This is a genomic window from Klebsiella sp. RHBSTW-00484 (genome assembly GCF_013705725.1).
Taxonomy (GTDB): Bacteria; Pseudomonadota; Gammaproteobacteria; order Enterobacterales; family Enterobacteriaceae; genus Klebsiella.
In genome coordinates this window covers 1,865,864-1,883,923 of record NZ_CP055481.1, presented here as the reverse complement: position 1 = coordinate 1,883,923, position 18,060 = coordinate 1,865,864, and the positions used below count along the sequence as shown (strand labels likewise).

19 protein-coding genes are annotated in these 18,060 nt (G+C 40.8%); all 19 read right to left on the bottom strand.

The window, feature by feature from the left end; genetic code table 11:
* Positions 1-4 precede the first annotated feature (4 nt).
* Positions 5-481, bottom strand: a complete 477-nt coding sequence (locus HV213_RS09075) for a TadE/TadG family type IV pilus assembly protein (RefSeq protein ID WP_181485440.1) — start codon at positions 479-481, stop codon at positions 5-7.
* Between the two features lie 10 nt (positions 482-491).
* A complete protein-coding gene (locus HV213_RS33710; protein ID WP_442788163.1) occupies positions 492-842 on the bottom strand; it encodes a prepilin peptidase in 351 nt (116 codons plus the stop codon).
* A 147-nt stretch (positions 843-989) separates the two neighbouring features.
* Entirely contained in the window at positions 990-1,478 is a 489-nt protein-coding gene (locus tag HV213_RS09065; RefSeq protein WP_181485438.1) for a hypothetical protein, read from the bottom strand.
* A gap of 18 nt (positions 1,479-1,496) precedes the next feature.
* The gene (locus HV213_RS09060) at positions 1,497-1,994 is read right to left on the bottom strand and encodes a roadblock/LC7 domain-containing protein (protein ID WP_181485437.1); all 498 of its coding nucleotides are present in this window, start codon (positions 1,992-1,994) and stop codon (positions 1,497-1,499) included.
* A gap of 84 nt (positions 1,995-2,078) precedes the next feature.
* Complete coding sequence (locus tag HV213_RS09055) at positions 2,079-2,438, bottom strand: hypothetical protein (protein ID WP_181485436.1); 360 nt, start codon at positions 2,436-2,438, stop codon at positions 2,079-2,081.
* Positions 2,439-2,575: 137 nt separating this feature from the next.
* Positions 2,576-3,862, bottom strand: a complete 1,287-nt coding sequence (locus HV213_RS09050; protein WP_181485435.1) for a tetratricopeptide repeat protein — start codon at positions 3,860-3,862, stop codon at positions 2,576-2,578.
* On the bottom strand, positions 3,856-4,713 hold the full coding sequence (locus HV213_RS09045) for a type II secretion system F family protein (protein WP_181485434.1): 858 nt from the start codon (positions 4,711-4,713) through the stop codon (positions 3,856-3,858). The genes HV213_RS09050 and HV213_RS09045 overlap by 7 nt, the downstream gene beginning before the upstream one ends.
* 1 nt (position 4,714) lies before the next feature.
* Positions 4,715-5,623, bottom strand: a complete 909-nt coding sequence (locus HV213_RS09040) for a type II secretion system F family protein (protein ID WP_181485433.1) — start codon at positions 5,621-5,623, stop codon at positions 4,715-4,717.
* A gap of 2 nt (positions 5,624-5,625) precedes the next feature.
* Complete coding sequence (locus HV213_RS09035) at positions 5,626-6,915, bottom strand: CpaF family protein (RefSeq protein WP_181485432.1); 1,290 nt, start codon at positions 6,913-6,915, stop codon at positions 5,626-5,628.
* Between the two features lie 77 nt (positions 6,916-6,992).
* Positions 6,993-8,129 carry a hypothetical protein gene (locus HV213_RS09030; RefSeq protein WP_181485431.1) on the bottom strand — a complete coding sequence of 379 codons (1,137 nt, stop codon included), beginning with the start codon at positions 8,127-8,129 and terminating at the stop codon, positions 6,993-6,995.
* A gap of 16 nt (positions 8,130-8,145) precedes the next feature.
* Positions 8,146-9,564 carry a type II and III secretion system protein family protein gene (locus tag HV213_RS09025; RefSeq protein ID WP_181485430.1) on the bottom strand — a complete coding sequence of 473 codons (1,419 nt, stop codon included), beginning with the start codon at positions 9,562-9,564 and terminating at the stop codon, positions 8,146-8,148.
* A 77-nt stretch (positions 9,565-9,641) separates the two neighbouring features.
* Positions 9,642-10,553 (bottom strand): SAF domain-containing protein, encoded by a 912-nt coding sequence (locus HV213_RS09020; RefSeq protein WP_181485429.1) that lies wholly within the window; start codon positions 10,551-10,553, stop codon positions 9,642-9,644.
* A 368-nt stretch (positions 10,554-10,921) separates the two neighbouring features.
* Positions 10,922-11,164, bottom strand: coding sequence for a Flp family type IVb pilin (locus HV213_RS09015; RefSeq protein ID WP_181485428.1), 243 nt, complete (start codon positions 11,162-11,164; stop codon positions 10,922-10,924).
* Positions 11,165-13,370: 2,206 nt separating this feature from the next.
* Positions 13,371-13,652 (bottom strand): YfcL family protein, encoded by a 282-nt coding sequence (locus HV213_RS09010; protein ID WP_181485427.1) that lies wholly within the window; start codon positions 13,650-13,652, stop codon positions 13,371-13,373.
* 31 nt (positions 13,653-13,683) lie between these two features.
* Positions 13,684-14,232, bottom strand: a complete 549-nt coding sequence (locus tag HV213_RS09005; RefSeq protein ID WP_181485426.1) for an elongation factor P hydroxylase — start codon at positions 14,230-14,232, stop codon at positions 13,684-13,686.
* Positions 14,232-15,041, bottom strand: coding sequence for a sulfite exporter TauE/SafE family protein (locus tag HV213_RS09000; protein ID WP_181485425.1), 810 nt, complete (start codon positions 15,039-15,041; stop codon positions 14,232-14,234). Before HV213_RS09000 ends, HV213_RS09005 begins: the two co-directional genes overlap by 1 nt.
* Entirely contained in the window at positions 15,041-15,865 is an 825-nt protein-coding gene (mepA, locus tag HV213_RS08995) for a penicillin-insensitive murein endopeptidase (RefSeq protein ID WP_181485424.1), read from the bottom strand. The genes HV213_RS09000 and mepA overlap by 1 nt, the downstream gene beginning before the upstream one ends.
* 3 nt (positions 15,866-15,868) lie before the next feature.
* Positions 15,869-16,954, bottom strand: coding sequence for a chorismate synthase (gene aroC, locus HV213_RS08990; protein WP_181485423.1), 1,086 nt, complete (start codon positions 16,952-16,954; stop codon positions 15,869-15,871).
* A gap of 41 nt (positions 16,955-16,995) precedes the next feature.
* Positions 16,996-17,928, bottom strand: coding sequence for a 50S ribosomal protein L3 N(5)-glutamine methyltransferase (prmB, locus tag HV213_RS08985; RefSeq protein ID WP_110272429.1), 933 nt, complete (start codon positions 17,926-17,928; stop codon positions 16,996-16,998).
* Positions 17,929-18,060: the final 132 nt, after the last annotated feature.

Genomic DNA, 18,060 nt, shown 5'->3' with positions numbered 1-18,060 from the left:
ATAATTATCGGGATAAATTATTCTCTTGGATAAGGATAATTTTCCTCACCATTTTATTTTGAAAATAAGATGCTGGAAATATGAAGAATAAAGGTTTATATGGAACCTCAATTTTATAGATACCTAAAGGGTTTGATCCCAAAGAGTTAGAAGTACATGTTCCTGTAGTCAATTCCTCAAAGTTTGCGCAATATGTCACTTCTGTTTTTATCTCCATATCTCCAAATAGCAACAGAGGAGATCCCTGTGACATTTTCTTTGCCATTCGACGAAAGTAGGCAGAACTATCAGAGGATTTGGATAGCGTTGAGGTTGCGCTACTTGACTCAGACAATATCAAATCAACAGATGACATAATATATGTCACCCGGCATATTTCCATGATAAATAAAATAGATATAATAAACGGAATTACAACGAAAGCATATTCAATCGCAATAGATCCTTTAGTGTTACAAAGAAAATTTTTTAGCTGTAACAATTTATTACCCTCATATGGTTACACTAATATAGCCAATAGCAATTGCAATACCAAACGGTACGGTTCTAAAGTTACTTTTAATCACAAACATGGAAAATATCAAACAAATTAATGCTAAAGGAATACCCTGTATGCATGTCATGATAAAAAAAGGGTAAATCAAAACATCAGGTATTCCTACAAGCAATGCGACTATCAATTTAATATCACCGGCACCAATGCATCCAGTAATGGTAAATATGTAGCCAACGATCAAAAAAAGCGTTGGCGCAAGAATATTAACATCACCATACGAAATACTCAGACATAGTGATGCTATCAACGCCAGAATAACGCATCGATTTTTTATTTTTCGATACATGAGATCTGTATAACATGCATATATTAATATTACGTATATAATAAATGTAATTGTTGTAGTAATATAAGGCATTATATCCATCATCATTCCAAATAAAATATGTGCTCTGTAATGTAATAACCTACAGAACACATAGTAAAGTTATCTTTATCGTTTACCCTTCTTTATTTTTCTTTTTTTCATCACTTTATGGACTGGCAGAACCAGTATTTTATCGGTGCCTGCAACAACATCGTTGTGAACTTTAGATATGCATGAACAATTATCTTTTGGTATCACTACTTCATGTTTTCCTAACTGTTCGATGATCCTTGAAAAATAAATTTTAATAGTTTCACCTATTTTTTCATCACGGTCATATAAAATAGGTTCAACAGCAATAACACCACATGAAATATCGGAACATGTCAGCTGTAATGATTTTTCAAAAACAAAAGAAATGGTATCCGGGCATCGTTCAGGAGACATACTTAAAATATCATTATGTATAGTACTAACAAGCTTAAATAAAGAGGAAAGTCGTTGCTCTGTAAGGTTCTCTCTGGTATCAATGACAGGTTGTGCTGGAATAAATCCGCTAATATGGTCTGAACAACAAAGCTGCACAGCAAAACTATATAAAATAGAATTATTCATGAAATGATCTCGCTGGTTTTACATATGTTTATTACAAATCTTGATAACGTTTTCAGAAAGTTGGCGTAGGCGCCAAAATATTTGGCCGATGGATTCATCTTTTGTTGTCACAGCCATAAGACAAAGCATCTTTTGCTCAGCCGGGATGCGATTGAACAATATCATGTTATTATTACTTTCCATAAACACAGCATTTTGCTCCCCTCCCCCCATTTCCTGAAGCATCGCGGAACTAATCCCTAATAAAGAACTTGTCAATGCTGAAACTTTTCTTATATGAAGCTCTGAACCTGGGGTTAATAATGAAGCAATTTCAAAACCGTCAGCTGTTGAGATAAGTATATTCTTCAGAACCGCATTATTTTTCGAAAAGGCGTCCAACTCATTCTTCAATTCATGTATTAAAGTTTCGGGAAAATGATCAAGCTCTGACACCTTAACATTCTCATCCAGAGATAATTCGTTGCTCCCCGAGTTTGAATCATTTATTACAAATGGTAATGTATGCAGATTCATATTAATTCACCCATCAAATTAATTAATATTGACTTATCGTTATCACGATAAATACTCCCGACAATTTGAGAACAAATGACAATCTCATTTTAAATAAGTATTGAGTTGCTCATTCAAGCGGATTCGCGTTAAAGCAAGATTAGTATCTCGTGATATCCCTATATATATAAAATACTTTGCAGTGTGTACCAACGGTTTAAGGAGATGTATTTCATTATTGTAAGATATAAGAACATCATCTAATTCATGCTTTTTGGATGACAACCGAGAGTATTTAACATTAGCTCTAACAATGTCGCTCATCGTACTTGCAAGAACATTGCAATTATCATTTAAATTCCTGCTACGGGAAATTTTCTTTTCAATATTATCAATAATAGCCACACATAAAACACCATCAATACCTGACAATGCATCTAGTAAATAGTCAACCTCATTTTCCATTTTTACTCCTGGAGAATGTTTTTATAAAATCAAGAGAAATTATTTACTTATACATAGAAAAGACAGCACCAAAAAAACAATCTTTATAAATGCACCAGTTTATATGAGCTTCATATATAAATGGATTGTGATTTACGTTAGTAAGAAAACTCAATCAATAATTTCTCTTTATACTTTGCATTCCCCACAGCTCGTTTAATTGCCTTATTAACGATGCATTTGTTGGTTGTTATTCTCAATGTGATGCTGCTATCTCCATTATTATAAAAATCAACATTATTTATCTCCGGATATTTTTGCAGTATTGAAAGCTGTCTGGAGTATAGATCACCAGCGGGCATTGAGCTGAAAATCTGAATACTTAACTGATTATTTTTCTCTTGCGGTAACACTATATAATTCAGTGAGTACGCCGAATAAAGTGCTACTGCATTGCCATTACTAATTTTACCAGCAGTTAAACCGGCTATTATTTTAGCGTTTTCCACTTTACCGATGAATGCATTCGGCTTGCTTTTATTATTTAACTGGGGAATACAGTTTAACGCGACTTGAGACGATACAGCACTCGTTGAATTCTCCGATTTAGCAACATTTTCTATTTTCATTGTTTCATGTGAGAATGTATTCTTTGATGTATCGTTATCATCAACTTTCGCTTCATTTTGTATTTTATTTATGCCCCTTGCATTGGTAACATTAAGCTGTTCCTTCGGTGATACTTTCTTTAAAGCCTGAATTAATTTATACGGTTCTCCGGCTGTTAATTTCTCATCAACAATAATCTTTTGTGCACTTTCATCATCATTTGTTTTAGCAAGTGTATAAACCAAATTATAAACCGTTTGGCGTTGATATTTCTTCCTTGAATAGAGATCCAAGAGATGATCTCGAGCCTTAGGATAGTTTTGTTGCAATATTTCCATCATCGCTAGATTGTTTATAACGACTTCCTCGTTATAGAAAAGTCCTCTAGCTTTTGCAAAAGACTGAACCGCTTGCTCATACTGACCTTCTTGAGCAAATAGTACTCCTTGCAGATTCCAAAGTTCACCGCTTGAGCTATTTTTTGCAAGTAATGAACTCAAAATATCTTCACACTCTTTCTCTCTACCTAATTCCAAAAGATTTTTTACATGAAGAATCAAGTAGCGTTGTTCCGTACTCTTATTAATTAAAGGTTGCAAGTAAATATTAGACGATGAATAATCGCCTATTTTATTATATAATTCAGCCAGATAATAACGCTCATCTGCATTGTCTTTCACACTGAGCCTTTTCCTGTAAATTTCTATCAGACCTTGATAGTCATTAAGCTGTGTGAGTATATATTCCTTTTGATCGTCATCGGAAGAATTTGACAACTCGCCTGAACAACCAGTAAGAACAGCAAGCACTAATATGGGAATTAATTTTTTTACCATGTTGAGCTCATCTTAATCAGGCCCGGACCAGCAACGATCGCGATCAGGGGAAACAAAATAAAAGCAATCATTGGAAAAGTCATTTTTGCAGATAATGCAGCAACCTTTTCCTCCATACTTAATAAATACATCTGTCTGATTTCTTTAGACAGCTCAATTAAAACTGAATAAATAGAAGAACCAAATTTAGTACTTTGCATCAATGTTGAACATAACATTCGAATCTCGTCATTGCTCACCTCAGCAGATAGTTGTTCGAGAGCAGAGTTTATGCCACTGACGTCAGCTCGCATAACAGTACGCACTAATAAAGATGATAAATCTTTATTTATCATCTCCATTTTATATGCTATGTACGTCAATGAAGCCTCAACTGTCATACCTGACTGTATACATACAGCAAGTAAATCGATTGCATAAGGTATATCATTTGATATTCTGCGATAACGGCGTTGAGTAGCAGCTGCTTGTACTCTTGCAGGTACAATAATAATTATGGACAGTGCAGCAAGAAGTACAATAAGTAGCATTTGTTGATCTAACTGGATCCAACCAAAAAACTTACAGAGCAAAACTGGGATTGTAAATACAGCAAAAAGAATCGCTTTCGCCTTGACGTTCTTATCCAGTGCTGAGGTAATTGATACCAACTTACTATTTTTTTTGAAGGTCTTATCTAACTGAGTCTCGATTAAATTAGTACCATATTCAAGAATTTTAGTTTTATCGTTATTTTTTTCTGTAAAGTTAATTAGCCTTTCTACCTGATTAATCCGCCGCCGCCGGTATATAAGCATTAAAATGCCTCTGGCGCCTAATAAAAATATTACAAATGATATAAAATACACCATATTAACCAACCTTATTCATCATTGACCAGACGACTAACAACCCTGTTAAAATACTACCAATGGCATAATATAGAATATACTTACCGGCTTCGGTGCCAATTAAAATATCAAAATTATCTGGTGATACGAATTTAAGAAAAAAGAAGAAAAATACGGGAATGATAACAAGAACTTTAACCGACATTCTTGCTTCAGAAGTCATAGCGACTTTCTTTCTTTCCAAAGTCTTACTCGCCGATATCAACATTGTAAGCCTGGTCATTACTTCACTAACTTGCCCTCCACCTTTCATGTTTATAAGAATAGTAATTATAAATGAAAAGTATTCGCTATAGGGATAACGCTTATAGGAATCTATAAATACGCGTTCAGGTTCATCACCTATATCAAGGCGCATTAAAATGCGTTTAAACTCACGACCAAAATCAGTATCAATTGCACGCACACACTCTTCGAAACCCTGCATAATTGGGCGACCAACACGGGTAGCGCTGTTGATGATATTAAGTGCTTCAGCAAAATCTCTCTCGAACTCTCTTCGATTCTTGTTGGTCTGGTTAACATAAAGTATATAAGTCAATACTATAATCGTCAAAGAAGTCACTATTATGCTATTAAACTTAAGATATTCAAAATTTATAAATATTGTTGCAATTACTGATGCGATTAGAATGGCTGTATTCTTAATAATAAGCTCGCCATTTTTACCAATGAGATTTATACGGATTTTTATTAATTTATCTTTAAACAAACTAATAATATTATCGATGACAGCCCTTTTACTCTGACGCCTTTGAGTCGCAATAATATTAGTAGATAATATTTTATCTTTAATTTGCCTTGTTGATTTTATAGAAAAATAAAGCTGTATTGCTCCTAATAGCAATATTATTGAAAAAATGACAATCATTATCATGATACCTTATTACCAAATAATTGTTTGAGAGGGTCAAGGAATCCATGAACCAGGGCTTGACGATATACTGCTGAACGCTGTAATAGTCCATTGCATGTAAAGGCCCCTGTAATCATTCCGTTACTATCTCTTTCAGGATTCGCGGTATAAGCAAAGATATCCTGAAGAATAATATTTTCCCCTTCCATCCCCATTACTTCTGTAATATTTGTTACTTTTCTTGAACCATCCGGTAAACGCGAAGCTTGCACAATAATATTCACTGCAGTTGAGATATTTCGGCGAATAGCTACAAGAGGTAATGCAGCGTTAGCCATCATAACCATACTCTCTAAGCGAGCCAGCGCATCACGAGGATTATTTGCATGCAATGTTGACATCGAACCATCATGGCCGGTATTCATTGCCTGTAGCATTTCAAATGCCTCTGCACCACGACACTCACCAATAATTATCCGGTCAGGGCGCATACGTAGGGAGTTAATCACAAGGTTACGCATGTTTATCTGCCCTTGATTTTCCGACCCCGCGAGCCGTGTTTCTAATCTCAGAACATGAGTTTGTTGTAGCCTTAGTTCGGCAGCATCTTCGAGAGTCAATACACGCTCACTATCATCAATATACTGCGACATCGCGTTTAGTAAGGTAGTTTTACCTGAGCCGGTACCTCCTGAAACAATGATATTAAGACGACAGCGGCTGGCGATAACGAGAAAATTCGCCATCATCTCATTAATACTGCCGAACCTAATTAGTTCACCAAGAGTAATATTTCCCTTGCCAAACTTACGTATTGACATCGAAGTCCCATCAATGGCTATCGGCGATATAACTACGTTCAAGCGACTACCGTCAGGCATACGAGCATCAACAAGTGGTTGCGCGTCATCGATTCGTCGTCCTACTTTCCCAACGAGGCGACGTGCAATATCTGTCAATTGCTCATTATTAATGAATTTTTTGTCTGATAGTGTAAGTTTACCTTTGCGTTCGACAAAAATATGGTTCGGGCCATTGACTAAAATATCACTAATAGAATCATCCTCCATCAGTTCACGTAATGGTCCGTAGCCAGTGATTTCGTCAACCACCAATTCGCAAAGTTCCTGCCGTTCTGGGGCGGTAAGATAGTTATCAGTACGATTATTATTAATTACGGTCCTGACAACCATGCTAACTTCATTAAATAAATCTGTTCGATTACCTTTAACGCTATCAATTTGCTCAAGATCAATGCTTTTGAGTACCTCTTGTCTGAAGTAAACAAATGAGGGAGATTTATTCATATATCATCCATGAAAACCCCGAGATTACTCTCTGGGTTTTGGTAGCTCAATTATAGTTCATTAATAGTTTTATCAGATTATTTCTTTTTAAATAAACCACCCAAACTAAAACCTTTCTTTTGCTTAGCACCGTTAACAATTAAATTTTTACCAAGCATCTGCGCTGCAAAATTATATAATTGCATTTTTGAATCAAATTTCTTCACATCCTTTTGGAAAGGAGAAAAAATATCGATTTTGCGAGCAAGATAGTTTTCAATATCTTCATTTGATAGCTCATCAGATTTTGCAGGTGTTTTATCATTTAATATGATGATATTTTCCGATACATTATGTGCATCATGACCGCCTGTAGGCGAATTTCGCTGCAATTCATCTAAAATCAACCTTGCGTTTCTTACCGAAGATAGTTCTCTTGTTACAACAACAAATATAAAATCACTTCCAGGTACAATAACTGCTAACTTATCTCTAACTTGTGTCGTAACATTATAATCAAATATCACCATATTGTAGTTTTTGAAGTTAGGATCATCAAATAACCACTGTTCTTCCTCAGTTGCTATTTTTAATGCCTGATGAGCATTTAACGGTGTAATGACACCATCTCTCTGTATTGTGATATCTGAAATTAAATCTAAATCAGCACTACCTGTATGTCCTTGAACTAATAAAATAGGTAAATGACTTAGTTTTCCAATTGACTGAAAAAGCCACCATGCAACAAGCGACGCACCACTTCCACCTTTGCAACCTATTATACTGATTTTCTGTGTATGACTAATTTCTTCAGTATTAGTTTCTGTGTTTTTTAGTGTGAGACCTAGTTGCATTAATTGTGAGTCGAGATGCAAATAGCTGACGCCAATACGCTTCATTTCATCATGAAAGCTAATTGAGTCAATATCCCCAATAAAAATCTTTTTGACTGTTATAGGTATAAGGAATTTTATTTTTCTCTCAATCTCAGACACATCACGAAAACTTTCAATATCTATAATTGCGTATTCACTTGATGATAATTCTTTGTCCTCAAATTCATCCGCGAAAGAAGACTTTATTATAATAAAATCATAGTTTCCATTCATTCTCAGCTGAGTAGTGATACCTGATATAACATGCTGGCGAGCAGATATTATAGCTATTTTTCCTAAATGCGACTCCGCACCTTTGCTACCAGAGGAACCTTTATTAATTGTAGTCAAATCCATCATATCTAATCCCTCAGCTTTAACGAATAAATCCGCCACGCGACAGAAACTGCTTGCCATTATCGTCAGAAGTCATTCGTTCTTTGTGCTCCTCGGCTACCCCAACGTTAAAAAATAGCTTATCAACGGATGTTTTATGAAATTGCGGAACAGGAAGCTGATGGCTATTATTCGCGGATACAGGCTTAACCAGTTTCACCGTTGCGAAAACCACCAACTCACTTTTCTCTCTTTCCGTTTGCGAGCTACGGGCAAGTGCACCAAGAATAGGAATATCACCGACAAATGGAACTTTTGATAAACTCTCACGATCGGATTCGCTCAGCAAGCCACCAATGACAAAGCTATCACCATCTGCAAGCTCGATCGTTGATTGCGTTCTTCTTGTATTAATAGTCGGGATTGAATATGAGTTATAAGTATAACTGCCTGTTACATTGCTCAATTCATTTGCAATATAAAGTCGTATTTTATCACTTCTGTTCACCTTAGCGCCAATATTAAGACGGATACCATATTCTTTATACTGAACAGATGATGAACTGCTGCCACCACTATCAATGACAATCGGAATTTCGCCACCAACCAAGAAGGTAGCCACTTCCCCTGATAACACCGTTAAGTTAGGTTGAGCAAGAACACGAGCAATGCTGTCATTTTTTACTGCATTAATCAATGTACTGATATTAGCCGCATCAAATCCACCTTTAAAACCGATCAGGCTAAACACACCCGCAGTATTCGTTGCGCTGCCACCGTTTATTATGCTATCTAACGTTAAACTGCTCCATTCAATACCTAACGCATCGGTAAATTTCTTTGTCACTTCAACAACGGTCAACTTAACATTGACCTGCTGTGCGGAAGATTGTACTGTCATACGATCAATGACATTGATCCACTTATTTTTTGTTAAATGATGAACCTTCACATCACCAGCACCATTGTCTGCTTTGTCCTTGAACAAAACTTCATCTTCTTTTAGTGCTTCTCCAACAAGGCTTCCTACTGTTTGGTAGATTTGATCGCGCAGTTCCTCTGTAGCAACCTCACCTTTGATTATATAGGCCAACTTCGTGCCATTCATATAGCGTTCAATATTAATTCGCGTACCAGGGAATTGCTTATTCACTGTATCCGCCAGCAAACTGCCAACGCCATCTACCGAAACATTCACTTTTTTTAAGACTTTTGAATTTGCACCATAGAGTGTAATTTCAGCAACTCCATAACTTTTTGCAAACAATACAACTTTTTTATTACCAATAACTTTATAATCTGCAACGGCAGGGTTTGAGATGAATACCGTATCAATTTTTTCGCCCGAGGTTACATTTGTTGACTGCCCTTCCTTCATTGACAATTCAGCCCCAAATGCTACAGAAATACTACATTGCAACATGATGAATATACTTAATGCTTTAACCATCCTCAGCATATATCTGTTCCTCTATCCTTTTATTTTCTTTCGGGATTAATTTTTATAATTTGTTAAATATCGTTTAAATTTTGCCACTACTTTTCGCCACGATATTCTTTAATCTTCTCTTCAACTGTATCATTGCTTTGAGAATTATTTCCGATAGACAAAATATCTCTATTATCAATCGGCCATTGCCCTTCATCACCAACTAGTGCAGAGTGCTGCGCACCTAACGCTCTGGTTTCTGATTGACCAGGGAAAATATATAGCTTGGCTCCATCAAGGCCTTTCAGGGTTTTCACTTCATCAGGTGTCAGTTCGACTAGAATATAACCCTCTTTTTTTAATGGATTATCTTCTGCCACAGAATTTACAACCTGGCTTTCGAACTTATTTATAGCCAGCACTTTTTTATTTTTCATTATAAGTTTGAAATGCTTACTATTAATAGCGTCGCTAGTTTCCGTCGTGGGTGTAACTGATACGCTACCATTATCTTTAATGTTATGGCGTAAATGATATGATAAATAAATGTCAATCCCCTCGCCTGGTCTGGTATTAGCAAAAAGATAACTATCGGAATTTTTAATAGAAAATCCATATACAATGCTGCCAGGTTTTGCTGACATGATTATATACTCTTCGGATCCAGGCTCAGCCAATGCAGAAACTGGTATATAGGAACCAGATGCAATATCGCTCTTTATCATCCAGTTTTCAACATTTTTTACTGCAAGTATTTCTCGGTCATGGCTACCTTCTTTAATCGCTAGCGTTTTTAATTTGAAATCACTTGCAGCTAACTTTGTTCCTTTCACCAAGTCGCTATTAGCAACAGCAACGGTGATAGTTTCCATTGGTATAGCAGGCTCTTTTTCTTGCTGAACTTGCACATCAGGTAGTGTTGTTGCTGGCTTTCTATCAGAAATAAAATACAGTGCCATACCAATAATGCCAATAACCACCATCGCGATGTTGATTATCTGTGAATATTTCTTATTCATTGAGACCCTCAGAGTTTACATATATGTAAAATTACGCCTTGCTAAAAGGATTCGTCCGTTTAAACCTTTAATCTATACTTCCCTTATACTACTTATCAAGTGATAAGCTCAGAAAGGCGATTACTTAAAGTACATCAATATACTGATTAATTAATAAGTTAGATAGTTACTATATTTTTTGGCATAGCTACCGCACGAACAATACAAAGTCCGGAATATGACAATTTTAATACATGACTAGTCTACCGTGGCCATAGATATAACAATGAGCAGGAATACCCACTGTTATATTTATGGCTAATGGCATTTTAATTATATAGTTAACGCTTACAAAATGGCCAGTAATATGCTGGCCATATATATCATTATTATGGAGTCGTAGAAGTCATTGAAGCGTTGACTTTGCTTTCGACGCTAGAGAAGATGCCTTCCAGCATTGTCTGTACTGTACCATCCTGACCAAAGATAACCGCAACAACTGCTGCAACACCAGCAAGAACAATCGCATATTCAACAGCTGTCACGCCACGCTCATCGTCTTTAAAGAAGTGACGAATATTTCCCAGTCCAGAGGTACCAGCAGCATAAGTTTTAAGAATTAAATCGTTCATTACCAAGCCCTTTAATTTATCGTTTATAAAAATCATCTATATGTATGAATTGCTATACCGTATAAGCAGGCTATCAGTTCCCAGTTCCTTGGGTTCATCGAGCAAAAACATTATATGGGGCAAATTTTAAAATAGCAGCCTAATGCAAACCAATTAGGATTTCATTTATATTCCAAAAACAAATAGATGAAATGACAAATCAAAATAATACCAATATAATTCCTAACTCTAATGATTCAAGAGTTATCATTAGTCATTTCATATTTATTCATTATTCAATTTTCAAATTCACATACATAATCATAAATTGGTTATATATCAAAAATTAATTACACATAAAGAATGCATATTTGAAAATTATTAAAATAAAAACCATTTAAGAAACAAATGTAAAAATATACGTATTCTCTCTTGACACTTGGAATGTTCACTCAGCCATCACTTGTAAACCACCAAACCAGACAATAATAAAAAAGACATTGTTTTCAATGAGTTATATTGTAATAAAATCAATTTTATCTTAATAAGTTAAACATTGAATTATTGAAATAGAATATTGTTTATGGTCATGTACAAACTTAAATTAAGATATGAATTTTTAATTTTATTCAGCCTGCAAATCATAATCATTCCGACATTGAATACCCCCCCCCCATATATATAGAGACAGTAAATATATATAATGCCCGCACTGATAACTTTAGTGTATCTTGACCGGATAAATTACAAAGCTAAACAATACCTCTTTGCTGTTTTTAATTGTGTGTAATAAATTTAATTCTCGTCCCTTGATTAAGATTCACTTCTTTCTTTTTCTGGTTTTTGTTGTTCATACTATAACTACATTCTGATTTACGTAATGACTACTCACTATTGATACTCATACTTATGCCGTATAGCCAGTGAAGCCTACACGTCGTTGACTCCACTCTTAGGGCATACATGTGTTAGATAATCATGCCCCTATGACACCAAATCAGTTGCGTATTCGTTATATGGAAGAACATATTCATCATCTTGAGAAATAAAACATGATACTAAAATGCTATCACGCTCTTGATACACGCCTAACTGCACCATTCACGATAGTTTCCAGACCCAGCAACAGCCACGCGGTTGTCAGCCTCTGTACTTCCTGAAGGGATATTTAGCAGTAATCTACAATAGCTAAAGCGGCGCGATAGAATTTAACACCGTCATTCATATCATTTCCCGGCGGATAAAGCGTTTACGGTGAATGTACGCCACCTTGTGTGAGTGGAAAAAACTTTTTGCACAGATAAACTGTGCCGTCATACGTGAAGAAATTGACCAACCACACGGTTTGATCCGCCTGACATAAAGTTGCGATTAATACAGCCGAGTTCACGGGTAGCGACGGTAATGCTGATGCTTTCAGCGACTTTAAGGGCTTACTTACGGAACTCAGTCGTGTGTTGCTTACGGGGCTTATTGATGGTTAATGTTGTTTTAGTCATGTGAGTCACCTCTGACTGAGAGTTTACTCACTTAGTCCCGTGTCCACCATTGGCGGGTAGGATCACTCATCAGAAGCGCGCTATATTTCCTGCTTCAGACGAACGTCACGTTTGTCTCTGTTGCTGAGTCGTTCCGAGCAGCACTGCTGTTACTGGGGCCTGCAATATATCGACGGGCAGTTTCTGTGACAACCGCCCTGTCACCATGTTCGCCACTTAGATTTCCTGAAGCAGCGGAGGCTGTCCGGGCAAAATACACAGCAGCTTGGCTCAGGATATTGTTACTGTGGCTCCAGTTTTTTGAGCACTGACGTTTACTGAGCTTGAGTTTGTTGTTGTCGCTGCGATAAGTGACAGTCAAATCATTGGGGCAATGGCATTGATGGGATACACATCTCGATACTCCTGTTGCATTCTGACGACACGTTCACGCAATTCGGGGACGTTTTAATCACATTTTCGATTCGCCTTCTGAATTCCAGTATAGTCTTAGGATTCCCAGGACGGTTCAGTACGGTGTATCGCTCGCGGTCCAGCGCCACGAAAACATGTCAATACTTAGCCGCGAGTTGGGACCAGCCCGGTGTAAAAGATAGCTAAAGCAGGAAAATCTATTATGGAAGGATACAGTTATAATTACGTGGCATGACTCCGGTGTATTTATCCGGAGTCTACAAAAAACGGAGATCTCTAATTTAACATGATCCGGGGCTAAACTTGGCTATTCTCTATTTGGCTTTAATAGCCTGCTGATACAAATTATCCCACATGCCCTGCACCAGAATCTGATCGGGTGGCGACAGTTCGCCAGCGCTGATCGCTTTCGTCAGGCTCTGGATAACCTTATCATTCACCGCTTGCGCAGTATGCTCGTCCTCACCTTCCAGCTCAGCCACCGCCAGCGTCAGATGGCCGCGCAGATAACCGCCGGCAAATAGTTCATCATCACTGGCGTGGTCTACCATACCGTCTATCAACGCCAGAATGCGTGATTCAAACTCCGCGATCATCTTCTTTCCTCATATTATGTAAAGTGTGGCCTTAGTGCAGGTCTTCCGGCCACGGAAATTGCTCAGCCGTCAAAGGCGGCGTTTGATAATATTCTTGTAATGCTTTGATAAAACGCGCCGGACGCTCGGGGATCCCCTGCTCCAGATAGACCATCACCTGAGCATGTACTCGCCGTTGAAAAACAATACGGTCAGGTTCGAAATCGCCTTCCAGGTTGTCGCAACTGACGTTAAACGGATAGCCCGCCGCCACGCAAAACAGCCAGTCAAACGCCTGCGGTTTCACCTCTACGTCTTCAAATTTAGACTGAGTCATCGCATCACGGCCATCAGGGCAGTACCAGTAACCGAAGTCAACCAACTCGCGACGCGCTTTACCAGCGATGCACCAGTGCGAAATCTCATGTAATCCGCTGGCGTAAAAGCCGTGGGCAAAAACGATGCGGTTATAAGGTGCTTCGCCATCAGCCGGAAGATAAATCGGTTCGTCATCGCCTTTAATCAGACGGGTATTAAAATCGTCGGCAAAGCAACCGTCGAAGATTTCAATCAGCTGTTCGTAATTATGCGTACTGTTCATTAATTCATCCCCAACCAGTGGAGGATCTCCTGTCCATGGCTGTCATAAAGAAGTTTTGCACTCATCACCGCCGACACGACAACAATCATCGGTCGAATTAGTGATTGTCCTTTGCTCAGCACCAGCCGCGAACCGGCGCGGGCACCAATAAATTGTCCTACCATCATTACAAAGCCGGTGGCCCAGATAACTTTACCGCCAATGATAAACAGCAGCAGGCCGCCGACGTTGGAGGTAGCATTAAGCACTTTGGCATGGGCGGTCGATTTAGCGAGATTGAACCCGGCCAGAGTCACAAAAGCCAGCGCGTAAAAAGAACCTGCACCCGGGCCAAAAAAGCCATCATAAAAACCCACGCAGCCGCCAGCCACCAGAGCAAACGGCAGACCGTAAAGACGACGCTGACGGTCCTCTTCGCCGAGCTTCGGCATCAGCAGGAAATAGAGGCCAATGCCGATAATCAGTATTGGCAGAATCTGCTTGAGAATATCGGACTGGACGTGCTGCACCAGCAGCGCACCGCCAGTTGAGCCGATAAACGTCATCAGAATATTCAGCTTCTGATCGGCGAGATTCACTACCTTGCGGCGGATGAAATAGAGGGATGCGGAAAGCGAGCCGCCGCAAGCCTGCAGTTTGTTGGTCGCCAGCGCCTGCGCAGGGGGGAGACCAGCAGCCATCAATGCCGGTACGGTTAGCAACCCACCGCCACCCGCCAGGGAATCAATAAATCCCGCCAGAATGGCTACGAAAAACAGCACAACCAGTACCGTCGGTGACACAATAAACAGATCGATAAAACTATCCATTAAAGAACATGCTCATCCAGTAGCGCCTGGCAGGAAGGCGGCAATGGAGGCGGCGTCTTCTTCGCAGGAGAGGTTGATCCTGGTTTCGGTGGTTCAAACCAGCTTTGTAATTCCGCGCCACAACCATCGCCTGCCGGAGGTGGAGCCTGATCTTCACACTCAAGACTCCCCACAGGACAGCGCAGGCGCACATGCATATGCGCTCGATGTTGGAACCATGGTCGAACTTTACGCAACCAGTCGCGATCGTTACCCGCATCCAGGCACAACTGCTGCTTGATCGCCGGGTTAACGAAAATGCGCGTGACTTCGCTATCTTCCGCCGCCATCTTAATCAGATGACTGATTTGCGGACTCCACAGTGACGGCACTACGCGTTTGCCGTCACGCGCAACCAGATCCAGAGCCTGTGGCTTCATGAGCTGCGCTGAACTCCAGCGCGCCTGCGGGAGCTGGAGAAAAATATCCACATCCAGCCCGGACTGATGGCTGGCGTGGCCGCCGTTGAATCGACCACCAGCCGGCATACCCATGTCACCAATCAGCACCGTCCCCATTCCTTTGTTGTGCGCCTGATTGCTCAGGCGCTGAATAAACTGAACGAGATCCGGATGGCCGAAATAGCGGCGCTGATCGGTGCGCATCACCTGATAGCCGTTGGCGCTCAACGGCAGCGGCTGCGCACCAACGATACAGCCATTAGCAAACGCGCCGATGGACTGTGCGCTACCACTAATGGGTTGCGATATTTTCTGCCACGGCGTTGCCGCCAGGCTGGCACTGCTGGCGAGGAGTGCCAGCAGTGCGATAACGGTTTTTTTCATCTATTACCAGCGTGGGATTGATGTCGTCACGTCGCCGTTCTGCGCGCGCTGACGCATAAAGTGATCCATTAATACGATCGCCAGCATCGCTTCGGCGATCGGAACCGCACGAATACCGACACAAGGATCGTGACGCCCTTTGGTGATCATTTCGACTTCTTCGCCAAAACGGTTAATCGTGTGCCCTGGAACGGTAATGCTGGAAGTTGGCTTCAGGGCGATGTTCGCCACAATCTGCTGGCCGCTGCTAATACCACCAAGTACACCGCCTGCATGATTGCTCTGGAAACCCTCTTTGGTAATTTCATCGCGGTTTTCGCTACCGCGAAGTTTCACCACTTCAAAACCATCGCCAATTTCCACACCTTTTACCGCATTGATGCTCATCAGCGCGTGCGCAATATCCGCATCCAGACGGTCAAATACCGGCTCACCCAGTCCCGGAGGCACGCCATCCGCTACCACGGTCACTTTTGCCCCGATGGAGTCGCCCTCTTTTTTCAGGCCACGCATCAGTTCATCAAGCGCCTCAATTTTATCCGGGTCCGGACAGAAGAACGGGTTTTTCTCAACCTGATCCCAGTCTTTTATCGCTAGCGGAATATCGCCCATCTGGGTCAAACAGCCGCGAATGACAATACCGAATTTGGCGGCGAGGAATTTTTTGGCAATCGCCCCTGCAGCCACGCGCATCGCGGTTTCACGCGCGGAAGAACGACCACCGCCGCGATAGTCGCGCAGGCCGTATTTCTGCTCGTAGGTATAGTCAGCATGACCCGGGCGGAAAACGTCTTTAATCGCGCCGTAGTCCTGGGAACGTTGATCGGTGTTCTCAATCAGCAAACCAATGCTGGTACCAGTGGTCACGCCTTCAAAGACGCCGGAAAGAATTTTCACCTGATCCGGTTCACGACGCTGGGTGGTATAACGCGACGTTCCTGGCCGACGACGATCGAGGTCGTGCTGCAGGTCAGCTTCGGTCAGCGGAATACCTGGCGGCACGCCATCAACGATGCAGCCCAGCGCCAGGCCGTGCGACTCGCCGAAGGTAGTAACGCGAAAGAGTTGTCCAATTGTGTTTCCTGCCATCACGGCTCCGTTATTGTCGTTATGTTTGCGTGTTTATTGTTTTAGTCTTTATAGATGCTGAAATGCGCGCGGGCGTCAATCAGTTGCGATTTAGTCAGCATAAAGACGCCATCACCGCCATTGTCAAACTCCAGCCAGGTAAATGGAACGTCAGGATACTGTTCCATCAGATGTACCATGCTGTTGCCGACTTCACAAATCAGGATACCGTCATCGTTAAGATAATCTGGCGCGCAGGCCAGGATGCGGCGGGTCAGCTTCAGACCATCGCTACCTGAAGCCAGTCCCAGAACCGGCTCATGGCGATATTCGCCCGGCAGGTCGGACATATCCTCTTCATCCACATAAGGTGGATTAGTCACGATCAGATCGTATTGCACCTTCAACAGATCGCGGAACAGATCGGAGCGAATCGGCGTTACGTTGTGAATTAAACCGTGATCTTCGATGTTTTGCTCGGTAACAGCCAGCGCATCCGGGGAGATATCTACCGCGTCAACTTCCGCTTCCGGGAAGGCATAAGCACAGGCGATAGCAATGCAGCCACTGCCGGTACACATGTCGAGGATGTGCTGCGGTTGATGGTCAATCAGGCCAGCGAACTGATTATTGATAAGCTCGCCAATCGGTGAACGCGGCACCAGCACGCGCTCATCAACGTAAAACTCATGGCCGCAGAACCAGGCTTTATTGGTCAAATAAGCCACCGGAATACGCTCATTAATACGACGAATCACGCGCTCAACGATGCGATGTTTTTCACTGGAAGTCAGGCGCGCGGTGCGCATATCTTCCGGAATATCCAGCGGCAAATACAGCGACGGCATCACCAGTTGCACCGCTTCATCCCACGGGTTATCAGTACCGTGTCCGTACCAGATATTTGCAGCGCTAAAGCGGCTTACCGCCCAACGCAACATGTCCTGAATGGTATGAAGCTCATTAACAGCCTCATCAACAAAAATTTTATCCACGCTATCCTCCAGGACACGCTCTGCTATAAATTCGGCGGCTAGTTTGCCACGAAGACGGGCATAAATCAGCATTCTTACGTCAGGCTGAGGGGGAAATATACGTTTTCCTTGCCTGGATGTATGACGAGTCGG

Excerpts from the sequence above, each read along its gene's own strand:
- HV213_RS09055 (WP_181485436.1), bottom strand. The coding sequence starts at position 2,438 with ATGGAAAATGAGGTTGACTATTTACTAGATGCATTGTCAGGTATTGAT.
- HV213_RS09040 (WP_181485433.1), bottom strand. The coding sequence starts at position 5,623 with ATGATTGTCATTTTTTCAATAATATTGCTATTAGGAGCAATACAGCTT.
- HV213_RS09065 (WP_181485438.1), bottom strand. The coding sequence starts at position 1,478 with ATGAATAATTCTATTTTATATAGTTTTGCTGTGCAGCTTTGTTGTTCA.
- HV213_RS09005 (WP_181485426.1), bottom strand. The coding sequence starts at position 14,232 with ATGAACAGTACGCATAATTACGAACAGCTGATTGAAATCTTCGACGGT.
- HV213_RS09020 (WP_181485429.1), bottom strand. The coding sequence starts at position 10,553 with ATGAATAAGAAATATTCACAGATAATCAACATCGCGATGGTGGTTATT.
- HV213_RS09010 (WP_181485427.1), bottom strand. The coding sequence starts at position 13,652 with ATGATCGCGGAGTTTGAATCACGCATTCTGGCGTTGATAGACGGTATG.
- HV213_RS09060 (WP_181485437.1), bottom strand. The coding sequence starts at position 1,994 with ATGAATCTGCATACATTACCATTTGTAATAAATGATTCAAACTCGGGG.
- HV213_RS09050 (WP_181485435.1), bottom strand. The coding sequence starts at position 3,862 with ATGGTAAAAAAATTAATTCCCATATTAGTGCTTGCTGTTCTTACTGGT.
- HV213_RS33710 (WP_442788163.1), bottom strand. The coding sequence starts at position 842 with ATGTATCGAAAAATAAAAAATCGATGCGTTATTCTGGCGTTGATAGCA.
- HV213_RS09035 (WP_181485432.1), bottom strand. The coding sequence starts at position 6,915 with ATGAATAAATCTCCCTCATTTGTTTACTTCAGACAAGAGGTACTCAAA.
- HV213_RS09000 (WP_181485425.1), bottom strand. The coding sequence starts at position 15,041 with ATGGATAGTTTTATCGATCTGTTTATTGTGTCACCGACGGTACTGGTT.
- HV213_RS09030 (WP_181485431.1), bottom strand. The coding sequence starts at position 8,129 with ATGATGGATTTGACTACAATTAATAAAGGTTCCTCTGGTAGCAAAGGT.
- HV213_RS09015 (WP_181485428.1), bottom strand. The coding sequence starts at position 11,164 with ATGAACGATTTAATTCTTAAAACTTATGCTGCTGGTACCTCTGGACTG.
- HV213_RS09025 (WP_181485430.1), bottom strand. The coding sequence starts at position 9,564 with ATGCTGAGGATGGTTAAAGCATTAAGTATATTCATCATGTTGCAATGT.
- HV213_RS09045 (WP_181485434.1), bottom strand. The coding sequence starts at position 4,713 with ATGGTGTATTTTATATCATTTGTAATATTTTTATTAGGCGCCAGAGGC.
- aroC (WP_181485423.1), bottom strand. The coding sequence starts at position 16,954 with ATGGCAGGAAACACAATTGGACAACTCTTTCGCGTTACTACCTTCGGC.
- mepA (WP_181485424.1), bottom strand. The coding sequence starts at position 15,865 with ATGAAAAAAACCGTTATCGCACTGCTGGCACTCCTCGCCAGCAGTGCC.